The sequence below is a fragment of the Lacinutrix sp. C3R15 genome (assembly GCF_018860825.1).
GTDB lineage: Bacteria > Bacteroidota > Bacteroidia > Flavobacteriales > Flavobacteriaceae > Oceanihabitans.
The window spans coordinates 1-15154 of the sequence record NZ_JAHKPZ010000009.1; the positions used below are offsets into that span (position 1 = coordinate 1).

12 protein-coding genes are annotated in these 15154 nt (G+C 31.7%); 9 read left to right on the forward strand and 3 right to left on the reverse strand.

Annotated elements, in window-relative coordinates:
* Nucleotides 1-200 precede the first annotated feature (200 nt).
* On the forward strand, nt 201-2642 hold the full coding sequence (locus KO494_RS02665) for a helix-turn-helix domain-containing protein (protein WP_215966050.1): 2442 nt from the start codon (nt 201-203) through the stop codon (nt 2640-2642).
* A 63-nt stretch (nt 2643-2705) separates the two neighbouring features.
* Here KO494_RS02665 and KO494_RS02670 read toward each other — a convergent pair whose 3' ends face one another.
* The 3 genes from KO494_RS02670 to KO494_RS02680 form a co-directional block, all read right to left on the reverse strand.
* Nucleotides 2706-3635: a T9SS type A sorting domain-containing protein gene (locus tag KO494_RS02670; protein ID WP_215966051.1), complete on the reverse strand. Its 930-nt coding sequence runs from the start codon at nt 3633-3635 to the stop codon at nt 2706-2708.
* A gap of 11 nt (nt 3636-3646) precedes the next feature.
* On the reverse strand, nt 3647-5098 hold the full coding sequence (locus KO494_RS02675) for an SUMF1/EgtB/PvdO family nonheme iron enzyme (protein ID WP_215966052.1): 1452 nt from the start codon (nt 5096-5098) through the stop codon (nt 3647-3649).
* Between the two features lie 358 nt (nt 5099-5456).
* On the reverse strand, nt 5457-6596 hold the full coding sequence (locus tag KO494_RS02680; RefSeq protein ID WP_215966053.1) for an acyl-CoA dehydrogenase: 1140 nt from the start codon (nt 6594-6596) through the stop codon (nt 5457-5459).
* A gap of 92 nt (nt 6597-6688) precedes the next feature.
* Between KO494_RS02680 and KO494_RS02685 the strand changes: the two genes are divergently transcribed.
* The 8 genes from KO494_RS02685 (at nt 6689) to KO494_RS02720 (ending at nt 15018) form a co-directional block, all read left to right on the forward strand.
* On the forward strand, nt 6689-7753 hold the full coding sequence (locus KO494_RS02685; RefSeq protein ID WP_215966054.1) for an anhydro-N-acetylmuramic acid kinase: 1065 nt from the start codon (nt 6689-6691) through the stop codon (nt 7751-7753).
* A 73-nt stretch (nt 7754-7826) separates the two neighbouring features.
* Entirely contained in the window at nt 7827-9053 is a 1227-nt protein-coding gene (locus KO494_RS02690; RefSeq protein WP_215966055.1) for a Glu/Leu/Phe/Val dehydrogenase dimerization domain-containing protein, read from the forward strand.
* Between the two features lie 9 nt (nt 9054-9062).
* The gene (gene nhaD / locus KO494_RS02695) at nt 9063-10463 is read left to right on the forward strand and encodes a sodium:proton antiporter NhaD (protein WP_215966056.1); all 1401 of its coding nucleotides are present in this window, start codon (nt 9063-9065) and stop codon (nt 10461-10463) included.
* A gap of 53 nt (nt 10464-10516) precedes the next feature.
* A complete protein-coding gene (locus KO494_RS02700; protein WP_215966057.1) occupies nt 10517-11218 on the forward strand; it encodes a MotA/TolQ/ExbB proton channel family protein in 702 nt (233 codons plus the stop codon).
* A gap of 24 nt (nt 11219-11242) precedes the next feature.
* On the forward strand, nt 11243-11635 hold the full coding sequence (locus KO494_RS02705; protein WP_215966058.1) for a biopolymer transporter ExbD: 393 nt from the start codon (nt 11243-11245) through the stop codon (nt 11633-11635).
* A 62-nt stretch (nt 11636-11697) separates the two neighbouring features.
* A complete protein-coding gene (locus KO494_RS15945; protein ID WP_252730265.1) occupies nt 11698-12912 on the forward strand; it encodes an energy transducer TonB in 1215 nt (404 codons plus the stop codon).
* Between the two features lie 35 nt (nt 12913-12947).
* Entirely contained in the window at nt 12948-13799 is an 852-nt protein-coding gene (locus KO494_RS02715; RefSeq protein ID WP_215966059.1) for an energy transducer TonB, read from the forward strand.
* Between the two features lies 1 nt (nt 13800).
* A complete protein-coding gene (locus KO494_RS02720; protein ID WP_215966060.1) occupies nt 13801-15018 on the forward strand; it encodes a folylpolyglutamate synthase/dihydrofolate synthase family protein in 1218 nt (405 codons plus the stop codon).
* The last annotated feature ends 136 nt before the right edge of the window (nt 15019-15154 follow it).

A 15154-nucleotide genomic window follows, 5' to 3' on the forward strand; every position in this document is an offset into this window, starting at 1 on the left:
GATAGTAACGGCATCCTTTTTTTATTTAAAGAACTATAGCATAAATTTTTTGATGATTTTATAAATAGTTTGACCATTGGAGTGTAATTATATGTGAAAAAAGATATAGTGGATAGCACGGTTTTTTATTTTTCTTAAAAAACTCGCCATAAAAACTATTCATTTTATTTATCTTCAAGTTTTGTATTGAAACACTACTAATGGCAACAAATAAGGAATTAGATTTAGCTTGGGATTTTGTAAATAACACAGATAGAAATGTGTTTTTAACAGGAAAAGCAGGAACCGGTAAAACGACGTTTCTGCACAAGTTGAAGATGAAATCTTTAAAGCGAATGGTAGTTGTAGCACCAACAGGAGTTGCTGCTATTAATGCAAAAGGTGTAACGATACACTCGTTTTTTCAAATGCCTTTTGGTCCTATTTTACCAAATGAAGATTTAAAAGGTTCTGGAGGTTTTAATAGAAAGTTTAGTAAAACAAAAATCAATATTATTAAGTCTATGGATTTATTAGTGATTGATGAAATTAGTATGGTTCGTGCTGATTTATTAGACGGAATAGATAAAACGTTAAGAAGATTTAGAAATAGAGCCCAAGTTTTTGGAGGAGTACAATTGTTAATGATTGGAGATTTACAACAATTATCTCCAGTAGTAAAAGAAACAGAATGGAACTTATTGAAGCCTTTTTATAACAATGCTTTCTTTTTTAGTAGTTTGGCATACCAACAATGTAAAGCTATTACTGTAGAATTGAAGTATATTTACAGGCAAGATAATCCTAAGTTTATAGATATTCTTAATGAAATTAGAACCAATACATTATCGCAAGCCTCAGCAGAAGAATTAAACAAACGATACCAACCAGATTTTTCACCTAAGGAGGATGATGGATATATTTCTTTAACGACACATAATAATAAAGCAGAGCGGACTAATATTTTAGAATTAGAAAAATTAAAAGGAAAAACAGTTTCTTATAATGCTTCTGTAGAAGGTAAGTTTCCAGAGTTTTCTTATCCTAATAAGGAAGAGCTAAAACTAAAGGTTGGGGCTCAAGTTATGTTTATTAAAAATGATAGCTCTGTAGAGAAACGCTATTTTAACGGTAAAATAGGAAAAGTTATTCTATTAGATAAAGACGAAGTTATTGTAAAATGCCCAGACGATGATTTTAATATTGTCACTACTCCAGAGGTGTGGGAAAATATAAACTATACTGTAGATAAGGAAACTAAAGCAATTACAGAAAATAAAATTGGCTCATATACTCAAATGCCCTTGCGGTTGGCTTGGTCTATTACTATTCATAAAAGTCAGGGTTTAACTTTTGATAAAGCAATAATAGATGCAGAAGGTGCTTTTGCGCATGGACAAACGTATGTAGCACTTAGTCGTTGTAAAAGTTTGGAAGGTTTGGTGCTGAAAAGTAAAATAAACTCCAATCAAATTATTAGTGACACTAATGTGATTTCGTTTAATAAAAAAGCGGAAGAAAACCAGCCTGATGAAACTATTCTAGAGCAATCTAAATCTGAATTTCAACTGAATCTAATTGCTGAAATCTTTAATTTCTATAAATTTCTGTATCCAGTAAACCGTATTTTAGATATTTATTATAAAAATAGAGGAAGTATAGAAGGAAACGTAGAGGCACCTTTGGTTAGTATTAAAGACTGTGTTTCAAGTTTACTAAAAATTGCAAACACTTTTAAAGCTCAGCTTAGTGATATTTCGGGAACTACCACTATACCTGAAACAAGTAAAGAGATACAAACTCGTTTTACCAAAGCATTAGATTATTATAAAAGCCAAATAGAAACTAAAATTATTGCGCCTTATAAGAAGGTTAGTTTTACAACAGATAATAAGGCTGTAGATTCAGAATTAACGAAAGCATTAGATGTATTTGAAGAGTTAATTGCTACCAAACAATTATATTTTAAAGGATTAACAGAAGGTTTTAACGTAAAATCTTTTTTAGAGTTAAGAGCTAAAGCTGTTTTCTTGGCAAAGGAAGCACCTAAGAAACCAAGGAAAGCAGTTATAGATGGAACCACTAATGTTGAGTTATTTGAATTGCTTCGTGAATTAAGAAACACAATTGCTAATGATAAGGAATTAATTCACTACCAAGTATTTAATCAGAAGTCTTTATATGAAATGTGTGAAACCTTACCAACTAATAAAACCGAATTACTAAAAGTAAATGGTTTTGGTAAAACTCGTGTAGAAAAATATGGAAGCCAAATTTTAAAAGTGATTAGAGACTATTGCGATGAAAATGACATAGAAACATCTAAGAATGCCGAAATTTTTGAAGCGCCAGCACCAAAACAACAAAAGGGAGATACAAAAAGAACCTCGTTAGAATTATTTAAATCTGGTAAGCCAATAGAGCAAATTGCTATGGAGCGCGATTTAAATATAAATACAATTTTTGGTCATTTAGCAAGTTTTATGACTTCTGGTGAAGTAAAAATAACCGATTTAATTTCAGAAAGGCATTATAAAGAATTAAGAAAAATTATTCCTAAACATACATTTGAAAACTTATCTGATCTTAAACATCAAATAGATGATAAGTATACTTATGGAGAAATTAGATTAGTATTAGATGATTTAAAGAATAATACATAAAATTAAAAAAAAACACTCTAAAGTATTAATCTTTAAAGTATTTTTTTTAATGAATAAGTAAAATTATTTTTTTACTATTAATTTTTTTGTGATGCTTCCATTAAGGGTATGAATATTTAATAAGTATAAACCATCTGATAATTGAGATACATTTAATGTATTGCTATTAGATAATTCTAAATACATTCTTTTTCCAGAGACATCATATAATTCAATAGATTCAATACTAACTCCATCATCCAATTTAATGTTTACAATATCATTAGCTGGGTTAGGATATAATAAAATAGTTAGCCTAACTAATTCATCTATAACATCTAGAGTAATAGAAGTGTTAAATAAACTGGAAGCATATCCATCTCCATTTCCACCTTCAAATAAAGTAAACATTAAACCATTAATTAGATTTTCTGAACTTATTAAACTAGAATACCCATCACCAATACCACCTTGATATAGGGTTGTCATGAATCCTACAAGTAAAATATTAGGAAGAATAGTTTTAGTATACCCATCACCAATACCTCCTTTATATAAATTTGTCACAACTCCTTGTAATAATGTATTTGACAAAAAATGTATAGCAAACCCATCTCCATTATTTCCGCTATATAAAGTTGCAAGGTTTTCTCCGTTTAAAACAGTAGCATTAGAAACTAAATGACTAAACCCATCTCCTTTATTACTTGTATAGATAGAAGTGATATCTACACCAGAGAGTGTTTTTGTGTTTAATGCATAAGAAACTCCGTCTCCTAATCCGCCATCATATAAATTTAGAGTACTACTATTTAAAACGGAATTGGCTAAATTATAATTAAACCCATCTCCATTTCCAGACTTGTATAATACGGAAAAGGACACTGTTTCACCATCTAGATTTACTCCTATTGTTGAAGCATAAGCATTTCCATCCTGATTTCCTCCAGTATATTGTGCTTGAATATATGTTGGAAATAAGGTTAATATTATAATTAATAGTAGATGTTTCATTTTTTTATACATTATTCTGCAGTTCTAGCAGCTCTAATTCCAATACGACTGCTTGATCCAGATATATTACTAGCAGCATCAAAGCGATCTGAAACACGTAAAAAATTTGCAGCATTAATCCAACCTCCACCTCGATAAGAAAAGCCTTCTCCTGAAGAAAATAAAGGCCAATTTGTAACATTACTATCGCCTGTTTCTGTTATTATCCCATCTCCATGATTTCCTGTAAATTGTCTTCCTCTTAAATTGCCTATTGTTATACAGCGCTCGTATACATTTCCAGAAAGTTCCATGATACCATAATAACTACCTCCAGTTTCTTCTCTATTTTTATTAATAGCACTTGCTGCAAAAATTCCATTTCTTACAGGTCCAAACGTACCTAGTGTTATACTATAAGCAGCATTTCCTGTTGCTTGGTCTGGATTTGTAATTAGTTCATTAGCTTCACCATTATTAACAGTAGTATATGCATTTGTGGTGATATTAGCGTTTCCCCAAGCAAATTCTCCAGGTTTAGGTATAATAGGACCTCTACATGCTTTTTCATATTCCAATTCGGTCATTGGTCTTAGTCCTGACCAATCTAAATAAGCTAACATATCTCCAGAAGTTGTGTATGCAATAGATCTATCAGGCGCTAAAGTTGTAGCGCTACTAGTGCCATCTAACCAAGAAACGGTGTTTGCGTTTATTTCAGAATCACTGTTTTTACCTGTTGCACCTGTTATATCTCTATTTGCTTTTTGCGTCTCGGTTAATGCGTTGAAAAAGCCAACCCATTGTGACTCTGAAACTTCATATTTCATGACATAAAAATCATTATACCCTTTAGGAAAAGATGTTGGAATTGGCCCTAAAAAGTCACCACTAGAAGCATAATATAAATTTCCATTTACCGCTCCAACAGCAATTGCATTTTCTGAAGTAATATGAAAAGATGTAGTAGTTGTAGGATGTTCATAAAATTTACCTACTTCGTCTCCAATTGTGCCTCCAACATAGAAAGGTCCTTCAGGAACATATACCATTTCTATAGCGAAAACTTGAATATCTAAAACATCGTTTGGGTTTACACCATTTAAGGCATAGTTCCATCGTAATCGTATATTTTGTAAGTTAATATCTCCACTACCATCACTGTCTCTATAAATAAAAGCACCAACACCATCTGCTGTAATATCTATGGTACTTCCTGTTGGAGCTACAAAATCTGTTAAAGCCAATTGTACGTGGTTCCATTCTCCATTATTTGCACGATATTTAATAAAAACCCAAGCAGCATCCCAATTAGATGGTCCTGCGCTTAATCTCCAAGAATTTTCCCAGCTCAAATCAAACTCAACTTGAACCCAGTCAGGTTCATTTAAGTTTTCTAGTGAAATATTGCTTACTGTAATATTGTTAGCAAAACTAAAACAGCAGAATAGTAGTGCAATTAATGTTGTAATTTTTGTTTTCATAATATCTATGTTTGGTTATACTTTATTAATGCATCATTAAATAAAAGGTTAACATTAGTGGAGAATAACTTTAACAAACTTTACTATTAATACTTAAAAAAAAGTGGCTGTTAATATTTAAGATTAGCATAAAAGACTAGTTGTTAAAGTATTATTTAAAACATTTTTTTTGTATGGTTCTGATTATTAATTAATAGCAAGTTAAATGTAAATAAATAGCACAGTAGTTTTATATAGTAATGTATGGTTTGACTCGTATTAGTTCTTTTTGGTATTTAAAATTGTATAGTTGGTAAAAAAAAAGATTCAACTAAAAGTTGAATCTTTAAAATATAGAAATAGAATATGTGTTTGTTTACTATTTAATCAAACCTCTTGAAATTACAATTTTTTGAATTTCAGAAGTACCTTCATAAATTTGGGTAATTTTAGCGTCACGCATTAAACGTTCTACATGGTATTCTTTTACAAAACCATTTCCACCGTGTATTTGTACAGCTTCAACAGTTTGTTCCATAGCAACTTTAGATGCATATAATTTAGCCATAGCACTAGACATGTCATAATTATTACCTTGGTCTTTATCCCAAGCAGCTTTCATCACAAGCATTCTAGCAGCTTCAATTTCTGTATGCATATCTGCTAATTTAAAAGCAATAGCTTGATGGTTACAAATCTCTGTTCCAAATGCTTTACGCTCTTTAGAGTATTTTAAAGCTAATTCATAAGCACCTGCAGCAATACCTAAAGCTTGAGAAGCAATTCCAATTCTTCCACCAGAAAGAGTTTTCATAGCAAATCTAAATCCAGATCCATTAGCGCCAATTCTATTTTCTTTAGGCACTTTTACATCATTAAACTGTAGTGTATGTGTGTCACTACCTCGTATTCCTAATTTGTCTTCTTTTGGTCCAATATCAAATCCTGGAGTTCCTTTTTCAACAATAAATGCATTAATACCATGTGAGCCTTTATGTTTATCTGTTTGTGCAATTACTAAGTAAACATCTGCTCTTCCTCCATTAGTAATCCAGTTTTTTGTTCCATTTAGGATATAATGATCACCATGGTCTATAGCAGTTGTTCTTTGTGAAGTTGCATCACTACCAGCTTCTGGTTCACTTAAACAAAAAGCACCAATCTGTTCTCCAGTAGCAAGTTTTGTTAGGTATTTTTGTTTTTGTTCTTCGCTACCATAAGATTCTAAACCATAACAAACTAATGAGTTGTTTACAGAAACCATTACAGAGGCAGATGCATCAATTTTAGAAAGCTCTTCCATTATTAATACATAAGATATAGCATCCATTCCGCTTCCACCATATTTAGGGTCTACCATTATTCCCATAAAACCAAGCTCTCCCATTTTTCTTACTAATTCCTGCGGGAAAGTTTGTGTGTTATCACGTTCAATAACTCCTGGTAATAATTCAGTTTGTGCAAAATCTCTTGCAGCATCACGAATCATTAAATGTTCTTCTGTTAAATTAAAATCCATAACTTTGTTAAATTGGTTTTATGATAAAAAATGAGAGCAAATATAACTTTTTAATAGCATATTTTCAATAGGTATTGCTATTTTTACCGAATATGTTAAATAATGAATACAAAATAATAGGAGTAATGTCTGGTACATCATTAGATGGAATAGATGTAGCATACATTATCTTTAATTTTAAAACCACTTGGGAGTTTAAAATAAAATATAGTACCACCATTCCTTATACTAAAGAATGGATGCAAATACTTCAAAATTTAATAGCTAATACATCAGATGGTTTACAAGAAATAGATTCTAAATATACTATCTATGTAGCTCAAGTAATTAATAGTTTTATTCAAGAAAATAATATTCAGGATATAGACGCTATTTGCTCTCATGGGCATACTGCATTGCATCAACCAGAAAAAGGATTAACCTACCAAATAGGCAACTTAAAAGCACTAGCAACTTTAACTAAAACTAAAGTTGTTTGTGATTTTAGAGTGCAAGATGTAGCACTAGGAGGTCAAGGAGCTCCACTAGTGCCAATAGGAGATAAATTACTGTTTTCTAAGTATCATTATTGTGTAAACCTTGGTGGTTTTGCTAATATTTCTTTTGAAGAAAATAAAAAACGGATAGCTTTTGATATTTGCCCTGTAAACATAGTATTAAATCATTATGTTCAAAAATTAGGGGTTGAATTTGATGACCAAGGAAAATTAGCAGCAACAGGAAATATTAACATACAACTGTTAGAACAACTTAATAATTTAGACTTTTATAAAGAGCCTTACCCAAAATCTTTAGGATTAGAATGGGTTAAAAAAGAAGTTTTACCTATAATTGATGCTTTTGCAATAGAAATTAAAGATATCTTAAAAACTGTTGTAGCGCATATTGCAATTCAAATTACTAAAGAAATAAATAAAAAAGAAAACGCTACAGTTTTAATAACTGGTGGCGGAGCATATAATACCTATTTAATAAACCAAATAAAAAATAAAACAAATAATAAGGTAATAATACCTTGTTCAGAAATTATAAACTATAAAGAAGCTTTAATTTTTGGACTTTTAGGAGTGTTAAAATTGAGAGAAGAAATAAATTGTTTAAGCAGTGTAACAGGAGCTAGAAACAATCATAGTTCAGGAAAAATTTATCTGCCTTAAAAATATTATAAATTTAATATAAAGCCCTTTTTGTTTTTTTATATTTGTTTAACTGAAATAACTAACTAAATTGATGAAAGAATTACTGAGTAAGTATGAAAATAAAGAACCTGAAATTGTGTTTAATTGGAAAGACTCTGAAACAGAAGCTGAAGGTTGGACAGTAATAAACTCACTACGCGGAGGAGCAGCAGGAGGAGGAACCAGAATGCGTAAAGGCTTAGATATGAATGAAGTTTTATCTCTAGCCAAAACCATGGAAGTAAAGTTTACCGTTTCTGGCCCAGCAATTGGTGGAGCTAAATCAGGTATTAATTTTGACCCAAAAGACCCAAGAAAAAAACAAGTATTAGAGCGTTGGTATAAAGCAGTTTCGCCTTTATTAAAAAGTTATTATGGAACAGGAGGAGATTTAAATGTAGACGAAATTCATGAAGTAATTCCAATAACAGAAGAAAGCGGTGTTTGGCATCCACAAGAAGGTGTTTTTAATGGGCATTTTAAACCTACCGAAGCAGATAAAATTAATAGAATTGGGCAATTACGCCAAGGAGTAATTAAAGTTATTGAAAACCCTAACTTTTCTCCAAACGTTGCCAGAAAATACACTATAGCAGATATGATTACAGGTTTTGGCGTTGCCGAAGCAGTAAAACAATATTATACTATTTATGGAGGTTCTGTAGTTGGTAAAAAAGCAATAGTTCAAGGATTTGGAAATGTTGGTTCTGCTGCAGCGTTTTATTTATCACAAATGGGAGCAAAAGTTGTTGGTATTATAGATCGAGCTGGTGGTTTAATTAAAGAAGAAGGTTTTTCTTTTGAAGAAATTACAGAACTATTTTTAAATAAAGATGGAAATACACTAGTAGCAGATAATATTATTCCTTTTGATGAAATAAATGAAAAAATATGGTCATTAGAAACTCAAATTTTTGCACCTTGTGCAGCATCTAGGTTAATTACACAAGACCAAATAGACCAAATGATAAATACAGGATTAGAAGTTATTTCTTGTGGTGCAAATGTACCCTTTGCAGATAAAGAAATTTTCTTTGGTTCTATAATGGAACACACAGATAATCGCGTTAGCTTAATACCAGATTTTATTTCCAACTGTGGTATGGCAAGAGTCTTTGCTTACTTTATGGAACGTAAAGTACAAATGACAGATGAAGCTATTTTTAACGATACTTCAGAGATTATAAAAAAAGCAATAGAAAAAGTACACAATAAAAACCAATCTAAAACAGGTATCAGTGCAACCGCATTTGAAATAGCACTAAGCCAACTTATATAACACAATTTTATGGGAACAATAATTATTTTAGTATTTGTATTAGGTTATTTAGCCATTACTTTAGAGCATAGCATTAAAATAGATAAACTTATACCAGCTCTAGTCATGATGGCTATTTGTTGGGCTTTAATTGCATTAGGAATTGATAGCTTTCCGCAATGGTTTGATTCAGGAAAACACAGTTTATTAGAAAACTTTGGCTTGCTTGGTCACGAAGAAAAAATGCACATGATGGAAGAAACCCTTTTACATCATTTAGGTAAAACAGCAGAAATATTAGTATTCCTTTTAGGAGCAATGACCATTGTAGAAATTATAGATTATTTTGATGGTTTCTCTACTATTAAAAGCTATATTAAAACAAAAAAGAAATCTAAAATATTATGGATTTTTGCTTTTCTTGCTTTTATACTTTCAGCAATTATAGATAACTTAACAGCAACTATTGTTTTAATATCTATACTTCAAAAAATAGTAAATGATAGAGATGTACGTATCTGGTATGCAGGTTTAATCATTATTGCAGCAAATGCAGGTGGAGCTTGGTCTCCAATTGGAGATGTAACAACAACCATGTTATGGATTGGTAAAAAAGTAACTACAGGCCATTTAATAGGGTATTTATTTGTTCCTTCTCTATTATGTATGTTAGTACCTACTTTTATAGCTTCTTTCTTACCTGCTTTTAAAGGAAATTTAGAAACAGTAGAAAATGAAAATGATAATGATAAACCAAAAAGTAAGTATAGTGCAACCATGTTATATTTAGGGTTAGCAGGAATAGTATCTGTACCAATTTTTAAAACTGTAACACATTTACCTCCATATGTAGGTATGATGTTAGCATTAGGTATTGTAGCTATTTTTGCAGAAATTTATAGTAACTCTAAGTTTAGTATTACTAGTCATGATTCAGATGAAAGTGATGCACATGCACACCATAGTCCTGTTCATCATTCCCTTTCTAAAATAGAAATGCCTAGTATCTTATTTTTCTTAGGTATTTTAATGGCTGTTGCAGCTCTAGAATCTTTAGGAATTTTATTCGGTTTTGCTTCAAGCTTACAAGATACTATGCCAATGCTGGGTACAGAATTACACCATGCAGGTGTTTCAGATTTAGTAGTGCTATTGTTAGGAGTAGGTTCTGCAGTTATTGATAATGTACCTTTAGTAGCAGCAAGTTTAGGTATGTTCTCTGAGCCTACAGATAATGAACTTTGGCACTTTATTGCATATTCTGCAGGTACAGGTGGTAGTATGTTAATCATTGGTTCTGCAGCAGGAGTAGTTGCAATGGGAATGGAGAAAATAGACTTTTTCTGGTATTTAAAAAAGATAGCTTGGCTAGCCTTAGTTGGGTTCATAGTTGGTTCAGCTGCATTTATGGTAACTAGAACTTTATTTTAAAATATACTTAAGTAAAAATATCAACGTTAATACATTAGTAAAAACAAATGTTTATGTTAAATACAATAGTACAAGAAGCTCAAAATGGAGCAGAATTAGTAACAGATGGTGAGTCTGTAGAAAAAACACTTTCAGTAATAGAGTTAATATCTAGTGGTGGTACCGCAGGAATAGTTATCATGGCAATACTATTTGTTTTACTTATAGTTGCTATTTATATTTATTTTGAAAGAATTTTTGCCATTAAAGCAGCATCACAAGTAGATGCAAACTTTATGAACCAAATTAAAGATCATGTATCTAATGGTAAAATTGATGCAGCACAAATGTTATGTGTACAACAAAACTCACCTGTTTCTAGACTAATAGGAAAAGGAATTAGTAGAATAGGAAAACCCTTAGAAGATATAAATACAGCAATTGAAAATGCAGGAAGATTAGAAATTTACGGATTAGAAAAAAACGTAAGTGTACTAGCTACTATTTCTGGAGCTGCACCTATGATAGGATTTCTTGGTACAGTGATAGGAATGATTTTATCTATTTTTGAAATTGCTAATTCAGGTGGTTCTATAGATATTAAAACCCTTGCAGATGGTTTATATACAGCAATGACTACAACCGTTGGAGGATTAATTGTTGGTATTGTAGGCTACGTTGCTTACAATCATTTAGTAGTAAAAACAGATAAGGTTGTTTACCAAATGGAAGCTAACTCTTTAGAGTTTTTAGACCACTTAAATGAGCCTGTTTAATTTTAATCCTTTCAATAAATAAGTATGAATTTAAGAGGAAGAAATAAAGTAACACCAGAATTTAATATGTCGTCTATGACAGACATTGTATTTCTGTTGCTTATCTTTTTTATGATTGCATCTACACTTGTTTCGGCAGAAGCTATCGATTTATTATTACCAAAATCGTCAAGCAAAACAACCCAAACAAAAAATGTATCTGTAAGCGTAGATAAAGATGTTAATTATTATGTAGATATGAAAAAGGTTTCTAAAGATAATTTAGAAACCGAAGTATTAGCAAAAGTTGGCGAAACAGATACACCATCAATTACCATTCGTTCAGATCAAGATGTAGAAATGAAACATGTAGTCTTTATAATGGATATTGCTAATAGAAATAAAATCAAATCTACTTTAGCAGTAAAATCGCAATAAGTTATTTCTATAAATTGGCATGCAGATTGCATCTAATTTATGAGGAAGAATAAATAATTCAAATGAAATATTTTACCACCAAACACGAAAAAAATGCAGCAAAAATAACAACATTAATAACGTTGATTATTGTTTTGCTGCTTTTTGTTGTTGGTCAAGAATATAAAGAAGAACCCGAAGAGTATGGTGTAGCAATAAACTTTGGTAGTGCAGCACCAGCAGGAGGAAACATACAACCTAATAACCCACAAGTAACAGAAGAAAAACCTCAAGAACAAATAGAAGAAGAAGTAGAGGAAGAAGTAGAGGAAGTAATAGAGGAAGAAAGTGAAGAAACTATAGAAGAAGAGGTTGTTGAAGAAGAAGTAGAAGATACTAGCGAAGAAGAAGCCAAAGCTGAAGCAGAAGCTAAAGCAGCGGAAGAACGACGTAATGAAGAAAAATTAGAAGAAGAAAAAGCGGCAAAAGAAAAAGCGCTTAAAGAAGTTGAAGAAGCTAAAAAAGAAGCAGCTGAAGCAGAAAGAATATTAAAAGAAGAAGCCGAAGAAGCAGCACGACTAAAAACTGAAAAAGAAGCAAAACTAAAAGCCGAAGCTGACGCAAAAGCTAAGGCTGCAAAAGAAGCAAAAGAAGCAAAAGAGGCAAAAGAAAAAGCAGATGCAGAATCTAAAGCAAAAGCAGCAGCAGCCGAAAAATTAAAAAAGGAAAACGAAGCAAAAGCTAAAGCAGCAGCAGAAAAAAAGGCAGCAGAGGTAAGAGCAGCTGCCAAAGCCAAAGCAGACGCAGCAGCAAAAGCAGCTAAGGCTAAAGCAGATGCAGAAGCTAAAGCAAGAGCAGCAGCAAAAGCTAAGGCAGAAGCTGACGCTAAAGCAGCAGCAGATGCAGCAGCAGCAGCAGCAAAAGCCAAACAAAATTCCGGTGGAGGTGAAACTTCATTTGCCTTAATTGAAAATGTTCCAATTTATCCTGGTTGTGAAGGAGGAAATAACGAAGCTAGAAAACAATGTATGAGTGATAAAATAAAAGAATTTATCATGAAAAATTTTGACACCGATTTAGCAGCAGATTTAACAGGAGTACAAAAAATAAACATCTCCTTTAAAATTAATACTTCTGGTAATGTAGTAAGTATTGCTGCTAGAGCAGCAGATCCTAAACTAGAAGCAGAGGCAAAACGTGTTACTAGATTGCTTCCTAAAATGAAACCAGGAATGCAACAAGGTAGTCCTGTAACAGTTTCTTACGGATTACCAATTAGAATTAAGATGAGCGAATAGTTTTAAACTATTCATATTGTAAGCACGAAATCTAAATGAAATACCTTAATACCAAACACGAAAAAAATGCAGCAAAAATAACAACGCTTGTAGCGTTAATAATCATATTGCTGATTTTTGTAGTAGGACCAAAATATATGGATCCTCCAGAAGAGTATGGTGTAGCAGTAAATTTTGGCACCACAGATTTTGGTTCAGGTAACGTGCAACCTACAAAACCTATAAAATCACAAGACTTAAATATTAATAAGCCTGCAGAAACAGAACCAACAGAAGCTGTTGAGCCTACAAAAGCAACAGAAGCTACAGAAGAAGTTTTAACTCAAGAAACCGAAGAAGCAGTTGCCATTCAAAAACAAAAAGAAGCAGAAGCAAAGGCCAAAGCTATTGCAGATGCTAAAGCCAAAGCAGAGGCAGATAGAATAGCAAAAGAAAAGAAAGAACAAGAAGAGAAAAAGAAAAAACTAGACGCTTTAATAGGAGGTGTTAGTAATAGCGAAGGTAGTGAATCTGGAAGCGAAGGAGATGATGATAAAGCAGGAGATAAAGGCCAGTTAAACGGAGATCCATATGCACCAAGCTATTTTGGTGAACCAGGCTCTGGAAGTGGAGGAGTAGGTTATGGCTTAAATGGTAGAGGAACACCATCAAAACAAGTGTATAAACAAGATTGCAATGAGTCAGGAATGGTTATTGTAAAAATAGTAGTTAACAGAAATGGTAATGTAGTAGAGGCAATTCCTGGTGTAAAAGGAACCACCAATACAGCTTCTTGTTTATTAGAACCAGCCAAAAAAATAGCTTTATCTCATAAATGGAGAGCAGATAATAAAGCACCAGCTAAACAAGTTGGTTTTGTAAAAGTTAACTTTAACTTAGGGCAATAAAATGACATATCAAGATACAGTAAATTGGATGTTTACGCAACTTCCAATGTATCAACAACAAGGTGAAAAAGCATTTAAAAAAGATTTAAGTAATACCTTAATTCTAGCAAAACATTTAAAAAATTCCGAAACTAAATTTAAAACCATTCATGTAGCAGGAACTAATGGAAAAGGTTCTACAAGCCACATGTTAGCTTCTGTTTTACAAGAAGCAGGTTATACAGTTGGTTTGTATACTTCACCGCATTTAAAAGATTTTAGAGAACGAATAAAAATAAATGGTAAAGAAGTTAGTAAGCAATTTGTTATTGGTTTTATAAAGCGAAATAAAGCGTTTTTACAAAACAATAGCCTTTCCTTTTTTGAAATGACGGTTGGTATGGCTTTCAACTATTTTGCAAAACAAAAAGTAGATATAGCTATAATTGAAGTAGGTCTTGGCGGAAGGTTAGATTCTACTAATATTATTACACCAGAAGTTTCTGTAATTACAAATATTGGTTTAGATCATACCCAGTTTTTAGGAAATACATTACAGGCTATTGCGAAAGAAAAAGGAGGGATTATTAAAAAAAATATTCCTGTTGTTATAGGCGAAACACAAAAAGAAACAAAACCAGTTTTTAATCTACTTGCAACAGAAACTTCATCTGCTATATATTACGCAGATCAATTAATTAAAGAGCGTTTTCTAAGCGATTTAAAAGGAAGCTATCAAGAGAAGAATATAAAAACCGTTTTACAAACAATTAAAGTTTTGCAATCACAACATTGGAAGCTTTCAAAAAATAATATAGAAAAAGGTTTATTACAGGTCGTAAAAAACACTGGTTTAAAAGGTAGATGGCAAGTTTTACAAGAAAACCCTAAAGTAATTTGTGATACAGCACACAATAAAGAAGGATTAACATATGTAATGAAACAATTACAAGAAGAAGCTTTTAATGCACTTCATATTGTTTTTGGAGTTGTAAATGATAAGGATTTAGACAGTATAATTAACATTTTACCTAAAAATGCAACCTATTATTTTTGTAAACCTAATATTCCTAGAGGAAAAAATGCAGAAGTATTATTGGCATACTTTAAAGATAAAAATTATGTTGGTGCGGTTTATAATTCTGTAAATGAAGCATATAAACAAGCTTTAATTCATGCTAAAAAGAAGGATGTTATTTATGTTGGAGGAAGTACTTTTGTTGTTGCAGAAATAATTTAAAAAAAACTTTAAAAAAGTTTTTGGGAATCGAAAAACTACTCTATATTTGCAGTCCTGTTACAAAGGGCACTAGGTAAAAACGTTTAGTGTAAAGGTTTCCGAAACCTTAAAAAATAAATCGGGCGACTAGCTCAGT

Excerpts from the sequence above, each read along its gene's own strand:
- KO494_RS02700 (WP_215966057.1), top strand. The coding sequence starts at position 10,517 with ATGTTAAATACAATAGTACAAGAAGCTCAAAATGGAGCAGAATTAGTA.
- KO494_RS02680 (WP_215966053.1), bottom strand. The coding sequence starts at position 6,596 with ATGGATTTTAATTTAACAGAAGAACATTTAATGATTCGTGATGCTGCA.
- KO494_RS02720 (WP_215966060.1), top strand. The coding sequence starts at position 13,801 with ATGACATATCAAGATACAGTAAATTGGATGTTTACGCAACTTCCAATG.
- KO494_RS02685 (WP_215966054.1), top strand. The coding sequence starts at position 6,689 with ATGTTAAATAATGAATACAAAATAATAGGAGTAATGTCTGGTACATCA.
- KO494_RS02690 (WP_215966055.1), top strand. The coding sequence starts at position 7,827 with ATGAAAGAATTACTGAGTAAGTATGAAAATAAAGAACCTGAAATTGTG.
- KO494_RS02715 (WP_215966059.1), top strand. The coding sequence starts at position 12,948 with ATGAAATACCTTAATACCAAACACGAAAAAAATGCAGCAAAAATAACA.
- KO494_RS02665 (WP_215966050.1), top strand. The coding sequence starts at position 201 with ATGGCAACAAATAAGGAATTAGATTTAGCTTGGGATTTTGTAAATAAC.
- KO494_RS15945 (WP_252730265.1), top strand. The coding sequence starts at position 11,698 with ATGAAATATTTTACCACCAAACACGAAAAAAATGCAGCAAAAATAACA.
- KO494_RS02670 (WP_215966051.1), bottom strand. The coding sequence starts at position 3,635 with ATGAAACATCTACTATTAATTATAATATTAACCTTATTTCCAACATAT.
- KO494_RS02675 (WP_215966052.1), bottom strand. The coding sequence starts at position 5,098 with ATGAAAACAAAAATTACAACATTAATTGCACTACTATTCTGCTGTTTT.
- KO494_RS02705 (WP_215966058.1), top strand. The coding sequence starts at position 11,243 with ATGAATTTAAGAGGAAGAAATAAAGTAACACCAGAATTTAATATGTCG.
- nhaD (WP_215966056.1), top strand. The coding sequence starts at position 9,063 with ATGGGAACAATAATTATTTTAGTATTTGTATTAGGTTATTTAGCCATT.